26 protein-coding genes are annotated in these 24,133 nt (G+C 59.1%); 25 read left to right on the top strand and 1 reads right to left on the bottom strand.

All coding sequences use genetic code 11. The features are described from left to right. Nucleotides 1-2: 2 nt before the first annotated feature. From yajC to PspR84_RS23510, 4 genes are all read left to right on the top strand, one after another. Nucleotides 3-341, top strand: a complete 339-nt coding sequence (yajC, locus tag PspR84_RS23525) for a preprotein translocase subunit YajC (RefSeq protein ID WP_007916913.1) — start codon at nt 3-5, stop codon at nt 339-341. Between the two features lie 64 nt (nt 342-405). Continuing rightward, nucleotides 406-2,274, top strand: coding sequence for a protein translocase subunit SecD (gene secD, locus PspR84_RS23520; protein ID WP_160059316.1), 1,869 nt, complete (start codon nt 406-408; stop codon nt 2,272-2,274). Between the two features lie 9 nt (nt 2,275-2,283). Then, complete coding sequence (gene secF / locus PspR84_RS23515) at nt 2,284-3,198, top strand: protein translocase subunit SecF (protein ID WP_007916909.1); 915 nt, start codon at nt 2,284-2,286, stop codon at nt 3,196-3,198. Between the two features lie 121 nt (nt 3,199-3,319). Further along, nucleotides 3,320-3,868 (top strand): glycine zipper 2TM domain-containing protein, encoded by a 549-nt coding sequence (locus PspR84_RS23510; RefSeq protein ID WP_007916907.1) that lies wholly within the window; start codon nt 3,320-3,322, stop codon nt 3,866-3,868. Nucleotides 3,869-4,118: 250 nt separating this feature from the next. On the opposite strand, the gene suhB is transcribed toward PspR84_RS23510, so the two are convergent. After that, nucleotides 4,119-4,937, bottom strand: coding sequence for an inositol-phosphate phosphatase (gene suhB, locus PspR84_RS23505; RefSeq protein ID WP_016984379.1), 819 nt, complete (start codon nt 4,935-4,937; stop codon nt 4,119-4,121). 145 nt (nt 4,938-5,082) lie between these two features. Between suhB and trmJ the strand changes: the two genes are divergently transcribed. The 21 genes from trmJ (at nt 5,083) to PspR84_RS23400 (ending at nt 24,105) form a co-directional block, all read left to right on the top strand. After that, entirely contained in the window at nt 5,083-5,853 is a 771-nt protein-coding gene (trmJ, locus tag PspR84_RS23500) for a tRNA (cytosine(32)/uridine(32)-2'-O)-methyltransferase TrmJ (protein WP_008084663.1), read from the top strand. A 3-nt stretch (nt 5,854-5,856) separates the two neighbouring features. Next, on the top strand, nt 5,857-6,633 hold the full coding sequence (gene cysE, locus PspR84_RS23495; RefSeq protein ID WP_007916901.1) for a serine O-acetyltransferase: 777 nt from the start codon (nt 5,857-5,859) through the stop codon (nt 6,631-6,633). Between the two features lie 248 nt (nt 6,634-6,881). After that, the gene (iscR, locus tag PspR84_RS23490) at nt 6,882-7,373 is read left to right on the top strand and encodes a Fe-S cluster assembly transcriptional regulator IscR (RefSeq protein WP_003227911.1); all 492 of its coding nucleotides are present in this window, start codon (nt 6,882-6,884) and stop codon (nt 7,371-7,373) included. 47 nt (nt 7,374-7,420) lie between these two features. Next, the gene (locus PspR84_RS23485) at nt 7,421-8,635 is read left to right on the top strand and encodes an IscS subfamily cysteine desulfurase (protein ID WP_034156255.1); all 1,215 of its coding nucleotides are present in this window, start codon (nt 7,421-7,423) and stop codon (nt 8,633-8,635) included. A 101-nt stretch (nt 8,636-8,736) separates the two neighbouring features. Further along, the gene (gene iscU, locus PspR84_RS23480) at nt 8,737-9,123 is read left to right on the top strand and encodes a Fe-S cluster assembly scaffold IscU (RefSeq protein WP_007916892.1); all 387 of its coding nucleotides are present in this window, start codon (nt 8,737-8,739) and stop codon (nt 9,121-9,123) included. 34 nt (nt 9,124-9,157) lie between these two features. Beyond that, nucleotides 9,158-9,481, top strand: a complete 324-nt coding sequence (gene iscA, locus PspR84_RS23475) for an iron-sulfur cluster assembly protein IscA (protein ID WP_003227904.1) — start codon at nt 9,158-9,160, stop codon at nt 9,479-9,481. A gap of 8 nt (nt 9,482-9,489) precedes the next feature. Next, nucleotides 9,490-10,011 (top strand): co-chaperone HscB, encoded by a 522-nt coding sequence (gene hscB / locus PspR84_RS23470; protein WP_007916889.1) that lies wholly within the window; start codon nt 9,490-9,492, stop codon nt 10,009-10,011. 51 nt (nt 10,012-10,062) lie between these two features. Then, nucleotides 10,063-11,928, top strand: a complete 1,866-nt coding sequence (hscA, locus tag PspR84_RS23465; protein WP_160059315.1) for a Fe-S protein assembly chaperone HscA — start codon at nt 10,063-10,065, stop codon at nt 11,926-11,928. Then, entirely contained in the window at nt 11,928-12,269 is a 342-nt protein-coding gene (gene fdx / locus PspR84_RS23460) for an ISC system 2Fe-2S type ferredoxin (protein ID WP_007916885.1), read from the top strand. Before hscA ends, fdx begins: the two co-directional genes overlap by 1 nt. A 14-nt stretch (nt 12,270-12,283) precedes the next feature. Next, a complete protein-coding gene (gene iscX, locus PspR84_RS23455; protein WP_160059314.1) occupies nt 12,284-12,484 on the top strand; it encodes a Fe-S cluster assembly protein IscX in 201 nt (66 codons plus the stop codon). An 88-nt stretch (nt 12,485-12,572) separates the two neighbouring features. Beyond that, on the top strand, nt 12,573-12,998 hold the full coding sequence (gene ndk / locus PspR84_RS23450) for a nucleoside-diphosphate kinase (RefSeq protein WP_007916882.1): 426 nt from the start codon (nt 12,573-12,575) through the stop codon (nt 12,996-12,998). Nucleotides 12,999-13,026: 28 nt separating this feature from the next. After that, on the top strand, nt 13,027-14,175 hold the full coding sequence (rlmN, locus tag PspR84_RS23445) for a 23S rRNA (adenine(2503)-C(2))-methyltransferase RlmN (RefSeq protein WP_077574427.1): 1,149 nt from the start codon (nt 13,027-13,029) through the stop codon (nt 14,173-14,175). Nucleotides 14,176-14,187: 12 nt separating this feature from the next. After that, nucleotides 14,188-14,946: a type IV pilus biogenesis/stability protein PilW gene (gene pilW / locus PspR84_RS23440; RefSeq protein WP_160059313.1), complete on the top strand. Its 759-nt coding sequence runs from the start codon at nt 14,188-14,190 to the stop codon at nt 14,944-14,946. Next, a complete protein-coding gene (locus tag PspR84_RS23435; protein ID WP_160059312.1) occupies nt 14,946-15,989 on the top strand; it encodes a RodZ family helix-turn-helix domain-containing protein in 1,044 nt (347 codons plus the stop codon). The genes pilW and PspR84_RS23435 overlap by 1 nt, the downstream gene beginning before the upstream one ends. Nucleotides 15,990-15,992: 3 nt before the next feature. Further along, on the top strand, nt 15,993-17,102 hold the full coding sequence (gene ispG, locus PspR84_RS23430; protein ID WP_003227888.1) for a flavodoxin-dependent (E)-4-hydroxy-3-methylbut-2-enyl-diphosphate synthase: 1,110 nt from the start codon (nt 15,993-15,995) through the stop codon (nt 17,100-17,102). A 37-nt stretch (nt 17,103-17,139) separates the two neighbouring features. Beyond that, nucleotides 17,140-18,429 (top strand): histidine--tRNA ligase, encoded by a 1,290-nt coding sequence (gene hisS / locus PspR84_RS23425; protein ID WP_027612134.1) that lies wholly within the window; start codon nt 17,140-17,142, stop codon nt 18,427-18,429. A gap of 41 nt (nt 18,430-18,470) precedes the next feature. Continuing rightward, on the top strand, nt 18,471-19,112 hold the full coding sequence (locus PspR84_RS23420) for a tetratricopeptide repeat protein (RefSeq protein WP_007916865.1): 642 nt from the start codon (nt 18,471-18,473) through the stop codon (nt 19,110-19,112). Next, a complete protein-coding gene (gene bamB / locus PspR84_RS23415) occupies nt 19,105-20,256 on the top strand; it encodes an outer membrane protein assembly factor BamB (RefSeq protein WP_038362973.1) in 1,152 nt (383 codons plus the stop codon). The genes PspR84_RS23420 and bamB overlap by 8 nt, the downstream gene beginning before the upstream one ends. Nucleotides 20,257-20,493: 237 nt before the next feature. Next, nucleotides 20,494-21,963 carry a ribosome biogenesis GTPase Der gene (gene der, locus PspR84_RS23410; protein WP_064118932.1) on the top strand — a complete coding sequence of 490 codons (1,470 nt, stop codon included), beginning with the start codon at nt 20,494-20,496 and terminating at the stop codon, nt 21,961-21,963. Between the two features lie 214 nt (nt 21,964-22,177). After that, on the top strand, nt 22,178-23,326 hold the full coding sequence (locus PspR84_RS23405; RefSeq protein ID WP_160059311.1) for a pyridoxal phosphate-dependent aminotransferase: 1,149 nt from the start codon (nt 22,178-22,180) through the stop codon (nt 23,324-23,326). Beyond that, entirely contained in the window at nt 23,314-24,105 is a 792-nt protein-coding gene (locus tag PspR84_RS23400; RefSeq protein WP_160059310.1) for an amidohydrolase, read from the top strand. Before PspR84_RS23405 ends, PspR84_RS23400 begins: the two co-directional genes overlap by 13 nt. Nucleotides 24,106-24,133: the final 28 nt, after the last annotated feature.

Below are 24,133 nucleotides of genomic sequence, written 5' to 3'. Positions count from 1 at the left end.
AAATGAGCTTTTTTATCTCTAACGCCATGGCTGACGCGGCTGCACCGGCTGCTGCCGGCCCAATGGGCGGCGGTTTCGAGTGGATTTTCCTGGTCGGCTTCCTGGTCATCTTCTACCTGATGATCTGGCGTCCACAGGCCAAGCGCGCCAAAGAGCAGAAGAACCTGCTGAGCAGCCTGCAAAAAGGTGACGAAGTTGTGACCACTGGCGGCATCGCCGGCAAGATCACCAAAGTGGCCGATGACTTCGTGGTTCTGGAAGTTTCCGACACCGTCGAAATGAAGTTCCAGAAAGGCGCCATCGCCGCCACGCTGCCAAAAGGCACGCTGAAAGCGATCTGAAGCAACAACTTCTACTCAATCGACGGGGCGCGCAAGGCGCCCCGCGTTCATAACGGGCGGCGTGATGCTGAACAAATATCCTCTGTGGAAATACATTCTGATCCTGGCGGTGCTGGCGATCGGTCTGATTTATTCCGCTCCGAATCTATACCCCGATGACCCGGCCATTCAGGTCAGCGGTGCAAGCACTGCGCTGCAAGTCAATCAGGCTGATCTGGATCGTGTGAGCACTGCGCTCAAGGAGTCCGGGATCAACGTCAAGGCAGCCACGCTGGCCGCCAACGGCAAGGGCGGTCTGATCCGTCTGAGCAAGGCTGAAGACCAGTTGCCGGCCAAAGACGTTGTGCGCAAGGCGTTGGGTGATGACTACGTCGTCGCGCTGAACCTGGCACAGACCACCCCGCAATGGCTGCGCAATCTGGGCGCGCACCCGATGAAGCTGGGTCTGGACTTGTCCGGTGGTGTGCACTTCCTGCTGGAAGTGGACATGGACAAAGCCCTCGATGCCCGCCTGAAAGTCTACGAAGGCGACGTCAAGAGCCTGCTGCGCAAAGAGAAGCTGCGCTATCGCAGCCTGCCGCAACTGGGCGGTGCCATTCAGTTGGGCTTCAGCGATGAAGACTCCCGCGAACAGGCCCGTGCACTGATCCGCAAGAACTTCAACGATTTCGACATTGTTCCGGCCGACCTCAATGGTCAACCGGTGCTGCGTCTGGCGATGACCCCGGCGAAGCTGGCGGAAATCCGTGAATACTCCATCAAGCAGAACTTGACCACGGTACGTAACCGCGTCAACGAGCTGGGTGTTGCCGAACCGATCGTTCAGCGTCAGGGCGCCAACCGCATCGTGGTTGAGCTGCCGGGCGTGCAGGACACTGCCGAAGCCAAGCGTATTCTCGGCAAGACGGCCAACCTTGAGTTCCGTCTGGCTGCTGAGCCGGGTGCTTCGAAAGCCACCTCCGAATCCTTTGAATTCCGTGAAGGCAATCGTCCGCCAGCGCAGATCGAGCGTGGCCTGATCATCACCGGTGACCAGGTTACCGATGCCAAGGCTGGTTTTGGCGAGCACGGCACACCAGAAGTGAACATCCGTCTGGATGGTCATGGTGGCGAGCTGATGAGTCGCGCTACTCGTTCGAACGTCGGTCGCAGCATGGCGGTGATCTTCATCGAACAGCGTCCGATCACCACTTACACCAAGCAAGTGGTCGATGGCGTCGAGAAAGACGTTGCGGTGCAAACGTTCAAAGAAGAGAAGAAGATCATCAGCCTGGCGACCATCCAGTCGCCGCTGGGTGCTCAGTTCCGCATCACTGGTCTGAACGGTCAGGGCGAATCGTCCGAACTGGCGCTGCTGCTGCGCGCCGGTGGTCTGGCTGCACCGATGTACTTTGCTGAAGAGCGCACCATCGGCCCGAGCCTGGGTGCTGACAACATCACCAAAGGTATCGATGCGTCGCTGTGGGGCATGCTGTTCGTGTCGCTGTTCATCATCGCCATCTACCGCTTCTTCGGCATCATCGCCACCGTCGCGCTGGCGGTGAACATGGTGTTGCTGCTGGCCTTGATGTCGCTGCTGGGTGCAACACTGACCCTGCCGGGTATCGCCGGTATCGTATTGACCATGGGTATGGCGGTCGACGCCAACGTGCTGATCTTCTCGCGGATTCGTGAAGAGATCGCCGCCGGCATGACCGTGCAGCGTGCAATCAACGAAGGCTTCGGCCGGGCATTCACCGCGATTCTCGACGCCAACCTGACAACGTTGTTGGTCGGCGGGATTCTCTTTGCCATGGGCACCGGCCCGGTCAAAGGTTTCGCAGTGACCATGTCCCTCGGGATCTTTACCTCGATGTTCACGGCCATCATGGTGACCCGCGCAATGGTCAACCTGATCTTTGGCGGACGTGACTTCAAGAAGTTGTGGATTTAAGGGGCTGCCATGTTACGTACAATCAACTTCATGGGCGTTCGCAACTTCGCGTTCGGCGTCACAGTATTCCTCACCTTGCTGGCTATGTTCAGTGTCGCTACCAAGGGCATGAACTGGGGGCTGGACTTCACCGGCGGTACGCTCATCGAGCTGACCTACGAGCGTCCGGCCGACGTTACCAAGGTGCGTGAGCAGCTGGCTACGTCGGGTTACCACGAAGCAATCGTGCAGAGCTTCGGCGCGACTACCGATCTGCTGGTGCGGATGCCAGGTGAAGACCCGCAACTGGGCCATCAGGTCGCGGAAGCGCTGCTGAAGGTCGGCGGCGACAACCCGGCAACGGTCAAGCGTGTCGAGTTCGTCGGCCCGCAGGTCGGTGAAGAGCTGCGCGACCAGGGCGGCCTCGGCATGCTGCTGGCGCTCGGCGGTATCCTGATCTACTTGGCTTTCCGCTTTCAGTGGAAGTTCGCGGTCGGCGCCATTGTTTCGCTGATTCACGACGTGATCGTCACCATCGGCATCCTGTCGTACTTCCAGATCACTTTCGATCTGACCGTGCTGGCGGCGGTGCTGGCGATCATCGGCTACTCGCTGAACGACACCATCGTGGTATTCGACCGGGTTCGTGAGAACTTCCGTGTGCTGCGCAAGGCAACGCTGATCGAGAACATCAACATCTCGACCACGCAGACCCTGCTGCGCACCATGGCGACGTCGATCTCCACCTTGCTGGCGATCGCCGCCCTGCTGTTCTTTGGCGGTGACAACCTGTTCGGCTTCTCGATCGCGCTGTTTATCGGTGTTCTGGCGGGTACTTACTCGTCGATCTACATCGCTAACGTGGTGCTGATCTGGCTGAACCTGACCACCGAGGATCTGATTCCTCCGGCCAACACCGAGAAGGAAGTCGACGACCGTCCATAACGGCCATCGTTTTCCCGGCTGTCAGCCCAAGAAAGGCGCGAGTTGAACTCGCGCCTTTTTTTATGCTCCAAGGCTGGGAGAAGCGCGGGCGCGTCCCGCATGTGATGGTCAGGAGGTTCATGTGAACAAGTCGTTGCTGGTTGGTGCGGTATTGGGTGCTGTCGGTGTGACTGCCGGGGGTGCTGTTGCCACCTACAGCCTGGTTAAAAGCGGCCCTGAGTATGCGCAAGTATTGGCCGTTGAACCGGTTAAAACACAGATCAAGACTCCACGTGAAGTGTGCAAGGACGTGACAGTGACTCGTCAGGCACCGGTAAAAGATCAACACCAGATTGCCGGTACCGTCGTCGGTGCGCTGGCAGGTGGTTTGCTGGGTAATCAGATTGGCGGCGGCACCGGCAAGAAGATTGCCACGGTCGCCGGTGCGGTCGGTGGCGGTTATGCGGGCAACAAGGTGCAGGAAGGCATGCAGGAGCGTGACACCTACACCACCACGCAAACCCGCTGCAACACGGTCAATGACATCAGTGACAAGGTCGTCGGTTACGACGTGCGTTACTCGCTCGATGGCAAGGAAGGCAAGGTGCGGATGGATCGTGATCCGGGCAACCAGATTCCGGTCGACAAGGAAGGCAAGCTGATTCTGTCGCAGAATGAGCCGGCTCAGTAAAGGCCGACTGTTTTAACAAGAAGCACCCTGCGGGGTGCTTTTTTTGTGCCCGCCATTTAAGCAGCACAGCAAATCCCCTGTAGGGGTGAGCCTGCTCGCGATAGCTATTTATCATTCAAAACAGATGGTGACTGGTACACCGCTATCGCGAGCAGGCTCACTCCTACATTGGTCTCGTGGTGTGGCGGGTGACGAATTCCAGGCATAAAAAAAGCACCCCAAAGGATGCTTTTTTCCTTTCGCGTGAAGCTTAGCGCTTCAGCGAAGCCGGCAGGTGCGGCTGGATCGCCGTCAGAACTGCCTTGAAGCATTTGGTGTTGCCGGCAACGATGTGGCCTTTTTCAAGGAAGTCGTGACCGCCGGTGAAGTCGCTCACCAGGCCGCCAGCTTCTTGAATCAGCAGGGCGCCTGCAGCCATGTCCCACTCGGACAGGCCCGATTCCCAGAACGCATCGAAACGACCGGCAGCTACATAAGCCAGGTCCAGGCTGGCGGAACCGGCGCGGCGGATGCCGGCAGTCTGGCCAACCAGAGCGCGGAACATGCCCAGGTAGTTGTCGAGGTTGTCCATCTGGTCGTCACGGAACGGGAAGCCGGTACCCAGCAGGGCGCCGTCGAGGCTGGTGCGGCCGCTGACGCGCAGGCGACGACCGTTCAGTTGGGCGCCGCGACCACGGCTGGCGGTGAATTCTTCCTGGCGAACCGGGTCCAGAACCACTGCGTGTTCCAGGCGACCGCGGTATTTGCAGGCGATGCTGACAGCGAAGTGAGGAATGCCGCGCAGGAAGTTGGTGGTGCCGTCCAGTGGATCGATGATCCACAGGTACTCTTCGCCTTCGATGCCGGTACCGGCGTGCAGGCCAGTCTCTTCACCGCGGATGGAGTGGTTCGGGTAAGCCTTGCGCAGCGCGTCGATGATTTTCTGTTCAGCGGCGCGATCGACCTCGGATACATAATCCTTGGCGTCTTTTTCGTCGACCTTGATGGTATCCAGGCGCTCGATGGAGCGGAAGATCAGTTCACTGGCGCTGCGGGCGGCGCGCAGCGCGATATTCAGCATGGGCTGCATGGATGTGTCACCTAAGGTTGTTAAAGAAAGCCGCGCATTCTATCAGAACTTTTCTTCAGGTGAAGGACGCTGTTCGCTTTCATAGCTTAACGGTAGGCTGTTCTGTAAGATTTGCACCCCTTTCCTGTGTCCGAGAGCGCCTCCCTTGCTGCAGAACATTCGTGTTGTCCTGGTCAATACCAGCCACCCCGGCAATATCGGCGGGGCCGCGCGCGCCATGAAAAACATGGGTCTGTCGCGACTGGTGCTGGTCGAACCGCGCCTGTTTCCGCATCACGAGGCCGATGCTCGCGCCTCCGGTGCCGGTGACATCCTTGAAAACGCGCAAGTCGTCGCCACCTTGGAAGACGCCTTGGTCGGCTGCAATCTGGTGCTTGGCACCAGCGCCCGTGACCGGCGTATCCCGTGGCCATTGTTGGATCCGCGCGAGTGCGGCACCAAAGTGGTCGAGGAGGCCGGGCAGGGCGCCGAGATCGCGCTGGTGTTCGGTCGTGAGGATTCCGGCCTGACCAATGACGAGTTGCAGCGATGTCACTTTCACGTGCACATCCCCTCCGACCCGGAGTTCAGTTCGCTGAACCTTGGCGCGGCGGTGCAGGTGTTGAGCTACGAAGTGCGTATGGCCTGGCTGGCCGCACAAGGTCAGCCGAGCAAGATCGAGAAAGAAGAAGTGGCCTCGGTGAAAAGCGCCGAGCTGGCGACCATGGATGAGCTGGAGCGCTTTTATGAGCATCTGGAACAGACGCTGGTCGCCATCGAATTCCTCGATCCGGAAAAACCACGGCACCTGATGGCGCGCCTGCGCCGGTTGTACGGACGCAGCTCGGTCAGTCGGGCGGAAATGAATATTTTGCGTGGCATCCTCACGGAAACCCAGAAAGCGGCCCGTGGTGAGCTTCTTAAGCGGAAGGACTAAATGATGTTTGAGCGTTTGCGTGAAGATATCCAGAGCGTATTCCATCGAGATCCGGCGGCGCGTAACGCTTTTGAAGTCCTGACTTGCTACCCCGGTATGCATGCAATCTGGATTCATCGATTGGCCGGCATGCTCTGGCGCAACGAGCTGAAATGGCTGGCGCGGCTGGTATCAAACTTCGGTCGCTGGTTGACCGGGATCGAAATTCATCCGGGCGCCAAGGTCGGTCGTCGTTTCTTTATCGACCACGGCATGGGCATCGTCATCGGTGAAACCGCTGAGATTGGCGATGACGTGACGATATATCAGGGCGTGACTCTCGGTGGTACCAGCTGGAACAAAGGCAAGCGTCACCCGACGCTGGGTGATGGTGTGGTCGTGGGCGCGGGCGCCAAGGTGCTCGGTCCTTTCACGGTCGGCGCCGGTGCCAAGGTCGGTTCCAATGCCGTGGTGACCAAAGAAGTGCCGCCAGGCGCCACGGTTGTCGGTATTCCTGGGCGAATCATCGTCAAATCCGATGAGGAGCAGGATGCCAAGCGCAAGGCCATGGCCGAGAAGATCGGTTTCGATGCCTACGGCGTCAGTGAAGACATGCCCGACCCGGTGGCGCGCGCCATCGGTCAGTTGCTCGATCACCTGCAGGCGGTGGACGGGCGGCTGGAGGGGATGTGCGGCGCGCTGAAGGATCTGGGCAGCAATTACTGTGCGAAAGATCTGCCTGAGCTGCGTGAAGAAGACTTCGCCTGCGTCAAAGGCAAAGACGAATCCAAGGCTAGCTGACATTCCCCTGTAGGAGCTGCCGAAGGCTGCGATACCTTGATCTTCTAACAGAGCAAAATCAAAAGATCGCAGCCTGCGGCAGCTCCTACACAGGCTTACGCCAGTCGGTGTGCCATTAGGCCGCAGACCCTGCTATCATTCGCGCGCTCTTTTGCGGGTAATCCTGACTAAAGTACTAGGTCTTAAAGTTGACTTAAATACTCGGGAATTGCATACTCGCCCCATTCTGAACTCCGTGGTAACTGTCCATGCGACTGACTACAAAAGGCCGATACGCCGTGACCGCCATGCTTGACCTGGCGTTGCACGCGCAGCACGGGCCGGTGTCCCTGGCCGATATCTCCGAGCGCCAAGGCATCTCCCTGTCCTACCTCGAACAGCTGTTCGCCAAGCTGCGCCGCAGTAACCTGGTTTCCAGCGTTCGCGGCCCGGGTGGTGGCTACCAGTTGTCCCGCGACATGCAGGGCATTCAGGTCGCTCAGGTGATCGATGCGGTAAACGAATCGGTCGATGCCACCAAATGCCAAGGCCAAGGCGATTGCCATTCCGGCGACACCTGCCTGACCCATCATCTGTGGTGCGATTTGAGCCTGCAGATTCACGAATTTCTAAGTGGTATCAGCTTGGCTGATCTTGTGACTCGCCGTGAGGTGCAAGAAGTAGCCCAGCGTCAGGACCAGCGTCGTTGCAACAGCAAGGCGCCACGCCTGGACAAGATTGAAGCGTCCGCCGTCGAATGACAGCCAAAGAGCTAGCGGCACGCCAGCCCTGATTTAGGAGATAGTCCATGAAATTGCCGATTTACCTTGATTACTCTGCGACCACCCCGGTTGATCCGCGTGTTGCGCAAAAGATGAGTGAATGCCTGCTGGTCGACGGAAACTTCGGTAACCCGGCGTCCCGTTCCCACGTATTCGGCTGGAAGGCTGAAGAGTCCGTCGAAAACGCCCGTCGTCAGGTGGCCGATCTGGTCAATGCCGACCCGCGCGAAATCGTCTGGACCTCGGGCGCGACCGAATCCGACAACCTGGCAATCAAGGGTGCGGCGCATTTCTACGGTTCCAAGGGCAAGCACCTGATCACCTCCAAGATTGAGCACAAGGCTGTCCTTGACACCATGCGCCAACTGGAGCGTGAAGGTTTCGAGGTCACTTACCTCGAGCCGACCGAAGACGGTCTGATCACCCCGGCCATGATTGAAGCTGCACTGCGCGAAGACACCATCCTGGTCTCCGTGATGCACGTGAACAACGAAATCGGCACCGTCAACGACATCGCCGCTATTGGCGAAATGCTCCGCGCCAAGGGCGTTCTGTTCCACGTCGACGCCGCTCAGTCTACTGGCAAGGTCGACATCGACCTGCAGAAACTGAAAGTCGACATGATGTCGTTCTCCGCTCACAAAACCTACGGCCCTAAAGGCATCGGCGCGCTGTACGTCAGCCGCAAGCCGCGTGTGCGCATCGAAGCGACCATGCACGGCGGCGGTCACGAGCGCGGCATGCGTTCCGGCACTCTGGCGACCCATCAGATCGTCGGCATGGGTGAAGCGTTCCGTGTAGCCAAAGAAGACATGGCTGCTGAAAACGTCCGTATCAAAGCCTTGAGCGACCGTTTCTACAAGCAGGTCGAGCATCTGGAAGAGCTGTACGTCAACGGCAGCCTGACCGCCCGCGTTCCGCACAACCTGAACCTGAGCTTCAACTACGTTGAAGGCGAGTCGCTGATCATGGCGCTCAAGGATCTCGCGGTATCGTCCGGTTCGGCTTGCACCTCGGCGTCGCTGGAGCCTTCGTACGTACTGCGCGCCCTGGGCCGCAACGACGAACTGGCACACAGCTCGATCCGCTTCACCTTCGGGCGTTTCACCACCGAAGAAGAAATCGACTACGCCGCGCAGAAAGTCTGCGAGGCCGTTACCAAGCTGCGCGCTTTGTCGCCGCTGTGGGACATGTACAAAGACGGCGTCGATATCTCGAAAATCGAGTGGGCGGCACACTAAATATAGAAGCCGCCAGATACAGATCCTGTAGCGACGTGGCGGTTTACGCAGCGCAGTTGCAGGGTCTCAAGAGCGGCCCTGATGAGTGAGGATTGAGAATCATGGCTTACAGCGAAAAGGTCATCGACCACTACGAAAACCCGCGCAACGTCGGCAAGATGAACGCGGAAGATCCTGATGTCGGCACCGGCATGGTCGGCGCTCCGGCGTGCGGCGACGTGATGCGTCTGCAAATCAAGGTCAACGACGCTGGCATCATCGAAGATGCCAAGTTCAAGACCTACGGCTGCGGTTCGGCTATCGCTTCCAGCTCCCTCGCCACCGAGTGGATGAAGGGCAAGACCCTGGACGAAGCAGAAACTATCAAGAACACTCAGCTGGCCGAAGAACTGGCCCTGCCGCCAGTGAAAATTCACTGCTCGGTACTGGCTGAAGACGCTATCAAAGCGGCTGTTCGCGATTACAAGCAGAAGAAAGGCTTGATCTGACTTTCTGGATTTGGCGACGAGTAAGGAGTCACCGATGGCTATCAGCATGACAGAAGCGGCTGCTCGACACGTGCGGCGCTCCCTCGACGGGCGCGGCAAAGGTGAAGGGATTCGTCTGGGTGTTCGCACCACAGGCTGTTCCGGCCTTGCCTACGTGCTGGAGTTTGTCGACGAGGTGGTTGCAGAGGATCAGGTGTTCGAGAGTCACGGCGAAAAAGTGATCATCGACCCGAAAAGCCTCGCCTACCTGGACGGCACCGAGCTCGATTTCGTCAAGGAAGGGTTGAACGAAGGCTTCAAGTTCAACAACCCCAACGTACGCGGTGAATGTGGCTGCGGCGAAAGCTTCAACATCTGAGGCTTGTCGTGGGTATTCCTTGTCATTTCGCTTTATTCGAGCTGCAACCGGGTTTCCGTCTGGATCTCGAGCAGTTGGCCACGCGCTATCGTGAGTTGGCGCGCGGCGTTCATCCTGACCGCTTTGCCGACGCTTCCGAGCGTGAGCAGCGGTCGGCACTCGAGCAATCTGCACGGCTCAACGACGCCTATCAGACGCTCAAGAGTCCGGCCCAGCGCGCACGCTACCTGCTGACCATCAGCGGGCATGAAGTGCCGATGGAAGTCACCGTCCATGATCCCGAGTTTCTTCTGCAGCAGATGCAATGGCGCGAAGAGCTCGAAGACCTCCAGGACAGTGCCGACCTCGACGGTGTCGCGGTGTTCAAGCGGCGCTTGAAAGTGGCTCAGGAAGAACTCAATGAAAGCTTCGCAGCCTGTTGGGATGATGCGGCGCAACGCGAACAGGCCGAACGCCTGATGCGGCGCATGCAGTTCCTCGACAAGCTCACCTACGAAGTGCGCCAGTTAGAAGAGCGCCTCGACGATTAACCCAGTGCCGCTCCGGTCGCACGCCTGATATACAGATAAGTCCTGATCACGATGGCCCTACTGCAGATCGCCGAACCCGGCCAAAGTCCTCAACCGCACCAGCGTCGTCTGGCTGTGGGGATCGACTTGGGCACTACCAATTCGCTGGTCGCTGCGTTGCGCAGTGGTCTTTCCGAGCCGTTGGCCGACGCAAACGGGCAGGTCATCCTGCCGTCCGCTGTGCGTTACCACGCTGATCACGTCGAAGTCGGCGAGTCGGCCAAGCTGGCTGCCGCTTCCGATCCTTTGAACACTGTGCTGTCGGTCAAGCGCTTGATGGGTCGTGGTCTGTCCGACGTCAAGCAATTGGGCGAGCAACTGCCCTACCGCTTTGTCGGTGGCGAGTCGCACATGCCGTTCATCGACACCGTGCAGGGCCCGAAAAGCCCGGTCGAAGTCTCCGCCGATATCCTCAAGGTCCTGCGTCAGCGCGCTGAAGCGACCTTGGGTGGCGAACTGGTGGGTGCGGTGATTACCGTTCCGGCGTATTTCGACGATGCTCAGCGTCAAGCCACTAAAGATGCCGCGAAACTCGCCGGTCTGAACGTGCTGCGTTTGCTCAATGAGCCGACCGCAGCGGCTGTGGCATACGGTCTGGATCAACACGCTGAAGGCCTGGTCGCAATTTATGACCTGGGCGGCGGCACCTTCGATATTTCGATTCTGCGTCTGACTGGCGGTGTTTTCGAAGTTCTGGCCACTGGCGGCGACAGCGCGCTGGGCGGCGATGACTTCGATCACGCGATTGCCGGCTGGATTATCGAGAGCGCTGGCCTGTCCGCCGATCTCGATCCGGGCGCACAACGCAATCTGTTGCAAACCGCTTGTGCGGCCAAAGAAGCGCTGACCGATGCGGCCAGCGTTGAAGTGGCCTATGGCGACTGGAAAGCGCCGCTGACTCGCGAAGCCTTCGATGCGTTGATCGAACCGATGGTCGCGCGCAGCCTGAAAGCCTGCCGTCGTGCCGTTCGCGATTCCGGCATTGAGCTGGAAGACGTGCACGCCGTGGTCATGGTCGGCGGTTCGACCCGCGTTCCGCGTGTTCGCGAAGCCGTTGCCGAAGCTTTTGGTCGTCAGCCTTTGACTGAAATCGATCCGGATCAAGTGGTGGCCATCGGTGCCGCGATCCAGGCCGATACCCTGGCGGGCAACAAGCGCGATGGCGGCGAACTGCTGCTGCTCGACGTGATTCCGCTGTCCCTGGGGCTGGAAACCATGGGCGGCCTGATGGAGAAGGTGATTCCGCGCAACACCACCATCCCTGTCGCTCGCGCACAAGATTTCACTACGTATAAAGACGGCCAGTCGGCCATGGCGATCCACGTCCTGCAGGGTGAGCGCGAGCTGATCAGCGACTGTCGCTCCCTGGCGCGCTTCGAGTTGCGCGGCATTCCAGCGATGGTGGCTGGTGCAGCGAAGATTCGCGTGACCTTCCAGGTCGATGCCGACGGTCTGCTCAGCGTTTCCGCTCGTGAGCTGGGTTCGGGCGTTGAGGCGAGCATTCAGGTCAAGCCGTCCTACGGTCTGACCGACGGCGAAATCGCCAAGATGCTCAAGGATTCGTTCCAGCACGCCAATGACGACAAGGTCGCCCGCGTTCTGCGTGAGCAGCAAGTCGATGCCCAACGCTTGATCGAAGCGGTGCAGGGTGCTCTGGAGGCCGATGGCGAGCGTTTGCTCGACGCCGAAGAGCGCATGGTTATCGACCTGCAACTGCAGGAACTGGCCGAACTGATGAAAGGTACCGATGGTTACGCCATCGAGCAGCAGACCAAGCGTCTGTCGCAAGTGACCGATGCTTTTGCTGCCCGCCGCATGGATCTGACGGTGAAAGCCGCTCTGTCGGGGCGCAATCTGAATGAAATCGAGGATATCTGATGCCGCAGGTCATTTTTCTGCCCCACGAGAAGTTCTGCCCTGAAGGCATGGTGGTCGAGGCTGCGCCCGGCACATCGATTCTCGAACTGGCCCACGAACACCATATCGAGATGGAAAGCGCCTGCGGCGGCGTGTGTGCTTGCACCACTTGCCACTGCATCATCCGCGAGGGTTTCGACTCGATGGAAGAGGCTGACGAGCTGGAAGAAGACTTCCTCGATCGCGCCTGGGGCCTGGAAGCGCAATCGCGTCTGGCTTGCCAGGCGATCGTCGGTGAAGAAGACATCACCGTCGAAATTCCGAAATATTCGCTTAACCATGCGGCTGAAGCGCCGCACTGACTGGTAAGACTGTCATGAGCTACGGTTGGAACGATGTTCAACGTATTGCAGAAGAACTGGCCGCGGCCAAGCCGGGTGTAGATCCGTTTTCTGTCAATTTCGTCGACTTGCAGCAATGGATCAAAGAACTGCCGGATTTTGACAACACCTCTGGTCGCGTAGGCGAGAAGGTGTTGGAAGCGGTTCAGACGCTCTGGGCTGAAGAATTGGACTGATCGTCCTCGCAGGTTAGGCAATACCCAAGAACCCGCGTATAATTCGCGGGTTTAATTTTTCGCAAATTACCGTTTCTGGAGTTACACCATGGCTGTTCAACGCACTTTCTCCATCATCAAGCCTGACGCTGTTGCAAAAAACGTCATCGGCGAAATCACCACCCGTTTCGAAAAAGCCGGCCTGCGCGTTGTAGCTTCGAAACTGAAGCAACTGTCCAAAGCTGAAGCTGAAGGCTTCTACGCTGAGCACAGCGCTCGTGGTTTCTTCGGCGACCTGGTTGCTTTCATGATCTCCGGTCCTGTTGTTGTTCAGGTTCTGGAAGGCGAAAACGCTATCGCTCTGAACCGTGAGCTGATGGGCGCTACCAACCCTAAAGAAGCTGCTGCCGGCACCATCCGCGCTGACTTCGCTGATTCCATCGACGCCAACGCTGTTCACGGTTCGGACTCCGAAGCCGCAGCTGCTCGTGAAATCTCGTACTTCTTCGCAGCTACTGAAGTAACCACTCGCTAAGCATTGGCTTAAGAGTGAAGGTGAATCCATGACTACATCGACTGTAAAAACCAACCTGCTGGGTCTGACTCAACAGGAAATGGAAAAATTCTTCGACTCAATCGGGGAGAAGCGTTTCCGTGCCGGTCAGGTAATGAAATGGATTCACCACTTTGGCGTCGATGATTTCGACGCCATGACGAACGTCAGCAAGGCCTTGCGCGACAAGCTCAAGGCTATTGCTGAGGTCCGTGGTCCGGAAGTGGTCAGCGAGGACATCTCCAGCGACGGCACCCGTAAGTGGGTGGTGCGCGTGGCGTCCGGCAGCTGCGTCGAGACCGTGTACATTCCCCAGGGCAAGCGCGGCACATTGTGCGTTTCGTCCCAGGCAGGCTGTGCCCTGGATTGCAGTTTCTGCTCCACCGGCAAGCAAGGCTTCAATAGCAACCTCACCGCCGCCGAAGTCATCGGTCAGGTGTGGATTGCCAACAAATCTTTCGGCAGCGTCCCGGCAACCGTCGACCGTGCCATCACCAACGTGGTGATGATGGGCATGGGTGAGCCGCTGCTGAACTTCGACAACGTCGTCGCCGCCATGCATCTGATGATGGATGACCTCGGCTACGGGATTTCCAAGCGCCGCGTAACCCTGTCCACTTCGGGCGTGGTGCCGATGATCGATGAGCTGGCCAAGCACATCGACGTCTCCCTGGCGTTGTCGCTGCACGCACCGAATGACGCATTGCGTAACCAATTGGTGCCGATCAACAAGAAATATCCGCTTAAGATGTTGCTCGAGTCGTGCCAGCGCTACATGTCGTCCCTGGGCGAAAAACGCGTGCTGACCATCGAGTACACCTTGCTCAAGGACATCAACGACAAGGTCGAGCACGCCGTCGAGATGATCGAGCTACTGAAGAATATTCCGTGCAAGATCAACCTGATTCCGTTCAACCCGTTCCCGCATTCCGGGTACGAGCGGCCAAGCAACAACGCGATCCGTCGTTTCCAGGATCAGTTGCATCAGGCCGGTTTCAACGTCACCGTCCGCACCACCCGTGGTGAAGACATCGACGCTGCATGTGGTCAATTGGTAGGGCAGGTGCTGGATCGCACCCGTCGCAGCGAACGTTACATCGCCGTGCGCGAGTTGAGCGCCGACAGCGATCTGGCACAGAACGCCGCGAACACAAATTAAGAGAGGATCTCTATGTCCCTGCGCTTTGCGCTGCTGTTGCTGTTGGCCAGCCTGTGTGCTGGTTGTGTCCTGTCGGGTGACTACAACCCGATGAAGACCAGCAAGGGCCGCGATGAAGCGCGGGCTGCCTACGTGCAGTTGGGGCTGGGATACTTGCAGCAAGGCATGACCGAGCGGGCCAAGGTGCCGCTGAAGAAGGCGCTGGAAATCGATGGTTCCGATCCTGACGCCAACGCTGCTCTCGGCTTGGTGTTCCAGTCCGAAATGGAGCCTGAGCTGGCCGACGAACACTTCCGCAAGGCTTTGTCCTCCCGTCCTGCCGATGCGCGCATCCTCAACAACTACGGCAGTTTTCTCTACGAAGAACAGCGTTATAAAGAAGCCTACGAGCGTTTTGAACAGGCCGCTGCCGATACCCTGTATCCTGAGCGTTCGCGTGTGTTCGAGAACCTCGGCATGACGGCCGCGAAGCTCGGTCAGCGTGATCTGGCGCAGCAACAGCTGGAAAAGGCACTGCGTCTGAATCGTCAACAACCGCGTGCATTGCTGGAAATGGCTGAGTTGTCCTTCGAAGACAGGCATTATGTGCCCGCGCGTGACTATTACGACCGTTTCAGCCTGCTGACCGAACAAAATGCACGTAGTCTATTGCTCGGCGTTCGGCTGGCAAAAGTGTTTGAAGATCGCGACAAGGCCGCCAGTTATGGCCTGCAATTAAAACGACTCTATCCCGGTACGCCGGAATATCAGCAATACCTGTCGGAGCAATGATGAAAGCGGCGCATCCCGAAGTTGTAGCAGCGAATCGCGTTAACCCCGGTGAGACCCTGCGCCAGGCCCGCGAAAGCAATGGCTGGTCGCTGGCCGAAGTGGCCCTCAAGCTCAACCTCACCGTGACTTCCCTGAGCAATCTTGAAGCCGGCGCCTTCGACAAGCTGCCGGGGCATACCTTCGCTCGCGGTTACATTCGCGCCTATGCCAAATTGCTCGGCATGGACCAGACCGTTCTGGTCCAGCAATTCGACCAGTCCACTGGCACTGATTCCCAGGGCAGCAACGTTCATGCCCTTGGCCGTATCGAAGAGCCGGTGCGGGTTTCCCACACCATTCTGCGTATTGTCAGCCTGCTGTTGCTGATCGCGGTCATCGGCGGCGGTTTCGTCTGGTGGCAGGATCAGACCTCGCTGCGCAGCAAGGACTTGACGTCGCTGGCGCCTGAGCACGTTGAAGTCGAAGGTGCTGACGGTACGACCCAGATTCACCCGATTGACGAGCCGGAAGACCAGGCTGTCGAGGAGAATCAGGCTGATACTTCCACAGCGCTGGCGCTGCCTCAGTCTGAAACCACCGCTGAATCGACCGGTGCCGAAGCTACCACCCCGGCAACCACTCCGGCCGCACCGGTTGCGCCGGCGGCAACGACGACCGCCCCGGCTCATACGCCAGCGCCAGTTGTCGCTACCCCGGCAACCCCGGCACCAAACGCTCCCGCGACTCCAGCACCGACCACCACTGCGCCGGTTGCTCCTGCTACCGCCGCGCCAATCGCAGAAGCAACCGCGCCGGTTGCAGGCGACGGTCAGGTCCAGTTGCAGTTCAGCGCCGATTGCTGGGCACAAGTGACCGATGGCCGTGGCAAAGTGATTTTCAGTGGTCTGAAGCATAAAGGCGATAGCGTCACCGTTTCCGGCAAGCCGCCGCTTAACGTACGTCTGGGTGTTGCCCGTGCCGCGCAGGTCAGCTACAACGGCCAGCCGGTCGATATCGCTCCGTTCACCAGTGGCGAGACTGCTCGCCTGAAGTTGGGTCAATAAGTCATGCACGGCGAATCTCCAATCAAACGTCGCGTTTCGCGCAAGATCTGGGTCGGCAACGTACCGGTGGGCGGCGATGCGCCGATCGCGGTGCAGAGCATGACCAACAGCGACACCAATGACGTTGCCGCCACTGTTGCGCAAATCAATCGTCTGGAAGCCGCCGGCGTCGACATCGTTCGCGTTTCGGTGCCGGACATGGACGCCGCCGAGGCGTTCGGCAAGATCAAGCAACTGGTCAAGGTACCGCTGGTTGCCGACATCCACTTCGACTACAAGATCGCCCTGCGCGTAGCCGAATTGGGTGTGGACTGCCTGCGCATCAACCCGGGCAACATCGGTCGCGAAGATCGTGTTCGTGCGGTGGTCGATGCGGCACGTGATCGCGGGATTCCGATCCGCATCGGCGTCAACGCCGGTTCGCTGGAAAAAGACCTGCAAAAGAAATACGGCGAGCCGACTCCAGCCGCGCTGGTTGAGTCCGCTCTGCGCCACGTTGAACACCTCGAGCGCCTGAATTTCCAGGACTTCAAGGTCAGCGTGAAGGCTTCCGACGTGTTCATGGCCGTCGAAGCGTACCGCTTGCTGGCGAAAGAAATCGTCCAGCCGCTGCACCTGGGCATCACCGAAGCCGGTGGATTGCGTTCGGGCACAGTGAAATCCGCCGTGGGCCTAGGTATGCTGCTCGCCGAGGGGATTGGCGATACTATCCGCATCTCGCTGGCGGCCGACCCGGTCGAGGAAGTGAAGGTCGGTTACGACATTCTCAAGTCTTTGCATCTGCGTTCCCGTGGCATCAACTTCATCGCCTGCCCGAGCTGCTCGCGGCAGAACTTCGATGTGGTGAAAACCATGAACGAGCTGGAAGGGCGCCTTGAAGACCTGCTGGTGCCGCTGGATGTCGCGGTGATCGGTTGCGTGGTCAACGGCCCCGGCGAAGCCAAGGAAGCCCATATCGGCTTGACCGGCGGTACGCCAAACCTGATTTACATCGACGGCAAGCCGTCGCAGAAACTGACGAATGACAATCTGGTGGACGAGCTGGAAAAGCTGATCCGCCAGAAAGCGGCCGAAAAGGTCGAAGCTGACGCTGCGGTTATTGCGCGCGGCTGAGCCTGACTGAAGAGCCGAACGAATTTAAGGATTTAAAGTGAGCAAGTCATTGCAAGCCATTCGTGGCATGAACGACATCCTGCCCGAACAGACCCCGCTGTGGCGTTATTTCGAGGGCACCGTAGCGCGTTTGCTGGATAACTACGGTTACAAGCAGATCCGCATGCCGATCGTCGAGTTCACCGAGCTGTTCAAGCGCTCGATCGGTGAAGTGACCGACATCGTCGAAAAAGAGATGTACACCTTCGAAGATCGCAACGGCGACTCCCTGACCCTGCGTCCGGAAGGCACCGCGGCGTGCGTGCGTGCTGTGCTTGAGCACGGCATCACCGGTGGCGGCCAAGTGCAGAAACTCTGGTACATCGGCCCGATGTTCCGCCACGAGCGTCCGCAGAAAGGTCGTTATCGTCAGTTCCACCAGATCGGTCTGGAAGTGTTCAACCTCGACGGTCCGGACATCGACGCCGAGCTGATCATCATGACCTGGCGCCTGTGGGGCGAGTTGGGTATCCGTGATGCGGTCAAGCTCGAGCTCAACAGTCTGGGCACCAGCGAGTCCCGTGGGCGTTATCGTGAAGCGCTGGTCGAGTACCTCTCGGCGCACCACGACAAGCTCGACGAAGACAGCCAGCGTCGCCTGAAAACCAACCCGCTGCGCGTGCTCGACACGAAAAATGCCGACACTCAAGCGGTGCTGGTCGATGCGCCGAAAATGGCCGACTACCTCGACGACGAATCCCGTGCGCACTTCGAAGGTTTGAAAGCGCGTCTGGATGCCGTTGGCATTCCGTACGTGCTCAACCCGAAGCTGGTGCGCGGCCTCGATTACTACAGCAAAACCGTATTCGAATGGGTTACCGACAAGCTCGGCGCCCAGGGCACTGTTTGCGCGGGTGGCCGTTACGACGGTCTGGTCGAGCAGATGGGCGGCAAGCCAACCACCGGCGTCGGTTTCGCCATGGGCATCGAGCGTCTGGTACTGATGCTGGAAACCCTGGAACAGATCCCGGAAGAAATCTCCCGTCAGGTTGATGTCTATCTGTGCGCCTTCGGTGAAGAAGCCGAGCTGGCCGGTCTGGCCCTGGCTGAACGGGTTCGCGATCAACTTCCAAACCTGCGTCTGCAAGTCAATGCCGGCGCCGGCAGCTTCAAAAGCCAGTTCAAGAAGGCCGACAAGAGCGGTGCGCTGTACGCACTGATCCTCGGTGACGACGAAATGGCCCAGCAAGTGGTAGGTTTCAAACCCCTGCGTGGCCAGGGCGAACAACAAAGCATTGCCTGGGATGCGCTCGCCGCTCACCTGGCCACCTGCGTCGTGCAGGGTTGAAGCTGTCCAAACAGCCGATTTAGCGATTAAGGAGTATTGGGGTGTCGAGTACCGAAGACGAACAGTTGGCGGATTTGAAGGACTGGTGGACACGCAACGGCAAACCTCTGGTCACCGGCGGCCTGTTGGCGCTGGTCATCGTGTTCGGCTGGCAGGCTTATCACAAGTATCAGAGCAACCAGTCGCAAGGCGCCTCGGTGCTCTATCAGCAATTGCTGGAAACCACGCTGACGCCTGATGGCAAGCCTGACGCGGCCCGCGTTGCGGACCTGGCCGGCAAGCTCAACAGCGAATTCGGCGGTTCTGCCTACGCGCAGTACGGCAGCCTGTTCGTGGCCAAAGTGGCGGTCGACAGCGGCAAGCTGGATGACGCCGCGACCGAACTGAAAGCCATTGTCGACAAACCGGCCAACCCGGCGCTGGGTGAAATCGCCCGTCAGCGTCTGGCGCAGGTACTGGGTGCGCAGAACAAGGCTGAAGACGGCCTGAAACTGCTCGACGGCGATGCCGACAAAGCGTTCCTGGCCACTCGCGAAGAACTCAAGGGCGACCTGCTGGTGCAGCTGGGCCGTACCGATGACGCGAACAAGGCGTATCAAAAAGCCAAGGCGGCACTGTCGGATGAAGCGGCGGTCGGTGGCCTTCAAATCAAGCTCGACGACCTGGCCAAAGGGGATGCGTGACGTGATCCGTTGGAAGCATGCAGCATTGCTGGCTCTGGCCCTTCTGGCCGCGGGTTGCAGCAGCAACAGCAAGAAAGAATTGCCACCGGCTGAACTGACCGACTTCAAAGAAGAAGTGGTTCTGCACAAGCAGTGGAGTCGTTCGATCGGTGACGGTCAGGGCGAAACCTACAACATGCTGGTGCCGGCGATCGACGGTGACACCATCTACGCCGCTGATGTGACCGGCGTGGTGATGGCCATGGATCGCGGCAATGGCGACGTGAAATGGAAGCAGGATCTTGAGCTGCCCGTCTCCGGCGCTGTCGGCGTTGGTTATGGTCTGGTGCTGATCGGCACCCTGCGTGGCGAAGTCGTCGCTCTGGACACCAGCAACGGTGAAGAGAAGTGGCGTGCTCGCGTAAACAGCGAAGTCCTCGCGCCGCCGGCTAACAACGGTGACGTGGTAGTGGTGCAGACTCAGGACGATCGTCTGATCGGCCTGGATGCCTCCACCGGTACCCAGCGCTGGGTGTATGACAGCACCCCGGCCGTACTGACCCTGCGTGGCACCAGTGCCCCGTTGGTGACCAACCGCCTCGCGGTGGCTGGTCTGTCGACCGGTAAAGTGGTTGCTCTGGACATTTCCAACGGCGTGCCGGTGTGGGAACAACGCATTGCGATTCCACAAGGTCGTTCGGAACTGGAGCGCGTGGTCGACATCGACGGCGGTCTGCTGCTGTCCGGCGGCACCCTGTACGTTGCCAGCTACCAAGGTCGCGTTGCGGCACTGGACCTGGAAAGCGGTCGTCAACTCTGGCAGCGCGATGCGTCGAGCTATGCCGGTATCGCTCAGGGTTTCGGCAGCGTTTACGTGAGCCTGTCTTCGGGCACCGTTGAAGGCGTCGACGAGCGTTCAACCACAGCATTGTGGAGCAACGATTCGCTGGCTCGCCGTCAACTGTCGGCTCCGGAAGTGTTCTCCAGCTATGTTGCAGTGGGTGACCTGGAAGGTTATCTGCACCTGCTGAGTCAGGTTGACGGTCGTTTCGTCGGCCGTGAGCGCATCGACAGTGACGGCCTGCGTGCCCGTCCGCTGGTGGTGGGTGACACGATTTATGTATATGGCAACAGCGGCAAACTGGAAGCCCTGACCATCAAGTAACAACTATGCTTGGGGTTAACACCCCCAGGCAGCTTCACTTGTGAGTATGAATGTGGGAGCGAGCCTGCTCGCGATGGGCGTCAACGATTACGCAGACGGCCTGAATAAACGCGGTGCCTTGGCGTTTTTCGCGAGCAGGCTCGCTCCCACAGAGAACACCCACAGTGTTGCCCCGAGCACCAGCCGCTGCCTCGCAGCGGCTTTTGTATTTTCTGAAATAACGAAGTGGAGAGCCGCATGGTTCCCGTAATCGCCCTGGTGGGCCGACCGAACGTCGGCAAGTCCACCTTGTTCAACCGCCTGACCAGGACTCGCGACGCCATTGTCGGCGACTTGTCCGGTCTGACCCGTGATCGCCAGTACGGTGAGGCCAAGTGGCAAGGGCGTTCCTACATTCTGGTCGACACCGGTGGTATCTCCGGTGACGAGCATGGTATGGACGAAAAAATGGCCGAGCAGTCGCTGCTGGCCATTGAAGAAGCGGATGTTGTGCTGTTCCTGGTAGATGCCAAGGCCGGTTTCACCGCCGCCGACCAGATGATCGCCGAACACCTGCGCAAACGTAACAAGCGTTCCTACGTGGTCGCCAACAAGGTCGACAACATCGACCCGGAAATGGCCCGCGCTGAGTTCGCTCCGCTGGGTATGGGCCACGCGATCCCGATCGCCGGTGCTCACGGCCGTGGCATCACGCAGATGCTGGAAATCGCCCTGGGTGATTTCCCCAAAGACGAAGAAGAACCGGAAGACGGCGAAGAAGAGATCGTTGCCGAAGGCGAGGAAGCCAAGCGCATTCCTGGCCCAAGCGAAAAAGACGGGATCAAGATCGCCATCATCGGCCGTCCGAACGTCGGCAAGTCGACCCTGGTCAACCGCATGCTTGGTGAAGACCGGGTTATTGTCTATGACCAACCCGGCACCACGCGCGACAGTATCTACATTCCGTTCGAACGCAATGAAGAGAAATACACGCTGATCGACACCGCCGGTGTGCGCAAGCGCGGCAAGATCCACGAAGAAGTCGAAAAATTCTCCGTGGTCAAAACCCTGCAGGCGATCAAAGACGCCAACGTAGTGATCTTCGTGATGGACGCCCGCGAAGGCGTGGTCGATCACGACCTCAACCTGCTCGGTTTCGCTATCGAGTCCGGTCGTGCGCTGGTCATCGCGATCAACAAGTGGGACGGCATGACGCCGAGCGAGCGTGACTACGTCAAAGTCGAGCTGCAACGTCGTCTGTTCTTCGTTGATTACGCTGACATCCACTTCATCTCGGCATTGCACGGCACTGGCGTGGGCAACCTCTACGCTTCCGTACAGAACTCGTTCAAGTCGGCGGTCACCCGCTGGCCGACCAACCGTCTGACCCAGATCCTGGAAGACGCGGTTGGCGAGCACGCGCCACCGATGGTCAACAACCGCCGGATCAAGCTGCGTTATGCCCACTTGGGTGGTGCCAACCCGCCGATCATCGTGATCCACGGTAACCAGATCGAGAAAGTGCCGAAGTCGTATGTGCGCTATCTGGAGAACACTTACCGTCGTGTGCTGAAGCTGGTCGGTACGCCGATCCGCATCGAGTTCAAGGGCGGCGAGAACCCGTACGAAGGCAACAAAACCACGCTGACCGACCGCCAGGTCAACAAGAAGCGTCGTTTGATGTCGCACCACAAGAAAGCTGACAAGAAGCGCCGCGACAAGAAGTGATTTATCACTTCGTGTAGGAGCTGCCGCAGGCTGCGATCTTTTGATTTTGCTTCAAAGACAAGATCAAGGGATCGCTGCCTTCGGCAGCTCCTACATGGGTTCGGCGATAAGAAGGGCGCTCACCAGAGCGCCCTTTTTTTATGGGCGCCGGATGGGCTATCCTCGGGCTCTCCCGCGCCGTCGTCAGAGCCGGGTGTTGAGCAGGGAACCCCCGATGATCACCAGTAAGCTGCCGAATGTCGGCATCACTATTTTCACGCAGATGTCTCAGCTCGCCGCGCAAACCGGCGCGATCAACCTGTCCCAGGGTTTTCCTGATTTTGACGGCCCGCAGTCACTGCGTGACGCGGTTGGTCGGCACATCGCCAATGGCCATAACCAGTATTCACCGATGACCGGTTTGCCGGCGCTACGCGAGCAGATTGCGGCGAAAATCGCTCGCAGCTATGGCGTGCAGGTCAATGCCGACAGCGAAGTGACGGTCACGCCGGGCGCGACCCAGGCGATCTTCTGTGCAATTCAAGCGGTTATCCACAGCGGCGACGAAGTCATCGTGTTCGACCCGTGCTATGACAGCTACGCACCGGCAACGGAGTTGGCGGGCGGTCGTTGCGTGCATGTGCAACTGAACCCGGACGACTTCTCCATTGATTTCGATCAGCTCGCCGCGGCCCTGAGCCCGCGCACGAAGATGATCGTCATCAACACCCCGCACAACCCGAGCGGCGCACTGATCAGTCGTGCCGAACTCGATCAACTGGCGGCGCTGATCCGCGATCGCGACATCTATCTGATCAGCGACGAAGTCTACGAACATCTGGTGTTCGACGGCGTGCCGCACGTCAGCGTGCTCGCCCATGAGGAGCTGTATCAGCGCGCCTTCGTGGTCAGCTCGTTCGGCAAGACCTATCACGTCACTGGCTGGAAAACCGGTTACGTCGTTGCTCCACCAGCGCTTACGGCCGAATTGCGCAAAGTTCATCAGTACGTCAGCTTCTGCGGTGTCACTCCGCTGCAATATGCGCTGGCCGATTACATGGCCGAGCACCCGGAACACGTTGAAGAACTGCCGGGCTTCTATCAGGCCAAGCGCGATCTGTTCTGCGATCTGCTGGCGCCGTCGCGCTTCACCTTCACCCGTGTCGCTGGCACCTATTTTCAGTTGGTCGATTACTCGCAGATCCGTCCTGACCTGAATGACGTCGAGATGGCCATGTGGATGACCCGCGAACACGGCGTGGCGAGTATTCCGGTGTCGGTGTTCTACCAGAATCCACCGCAAGGTCAGCGCCTGGTGCGCCTGTGCTTTGCCAAACGCGAGGAGACGCTGCGTGAAGCGGCGGCAAAACTATGCGTGATCTGAGTGCGTTACCCGATCTCAACCTGGCGCTCATCCAGACCAGCCTGGCCTGGCACGACCGTCAGGCCAACTTCGAGCATTTCGAGCAGTTGCTGGAGCAGGCGCAGGGCGCTGATCTGATCATCCTGCCGGAAATGTTCACCACCGGATTTTCCATGGAGTCCGAAACCCTTGCCGAAGTCGAGAACGGCCCGACGCACAAATGGCTGCGGGTTCAGGCGGCGAGGCTCGATGCAGTGATCACCGGCAGTGTGATTATCCAGGCCGCTGACGGCAGCCACCGCAACCGCCTGCTGTGGGCGCGACCGGACGGCGAAGTGTTGCATTACGACAAGCGCCATCTGTTTCGCATGGCGGGCGAGCATAACCACTACACCCCCGGCGAACGTCAGGTGCAGTTCGAACTCAAGGGCTGGCGGATTCGGCCATTGATTTGTTATGACCTGCGTTTCCCGGTGTGGAGCCGCGATGCCCAGGACACCGATCTATTGCTGTACACCGCCAACTGGCCAGGCGCGCGGCGTCTGCACTGGAATCGCCTGTTGCCAGCGCGAGCGATCGAAAACCTTTGTTATGTGGCGGCGGTGAATCGCGTTGGCACCGACGGCAAGGGCTTCGCGTATACCGGAGACAGTCAGGTGCTGGATTTCCAGGGTGAAACCTTGCTGGCGGCGGGGGAGGCGGATGGTGTGTTCAAGGCTGTGCTGGAAGCGGCTCCGCTCGCGGCGTATCGCGAGCGTTTCCCGGCGAATCTGGATGCCGACACCTTCGAGTTCACCTGAAAAGCAAAAGATCGCAGCCTTGGGCAGC

Source organism: Pseudomonas sp. R84 (assembly GCF_009834515.1).
In the GTDB taxonomy this organism is placed as follows: Bacteria; Pseudomonadota; Gammaproteobacteria; order Pseudomonadales; family Pseudomonadaceae; genus Aquipseudomonas.
The sequence above is the reverse complement of the archived record's forward strand: the minus strand, read 5'-3'. Positions and strand labels throughout refer to the sequence as shown.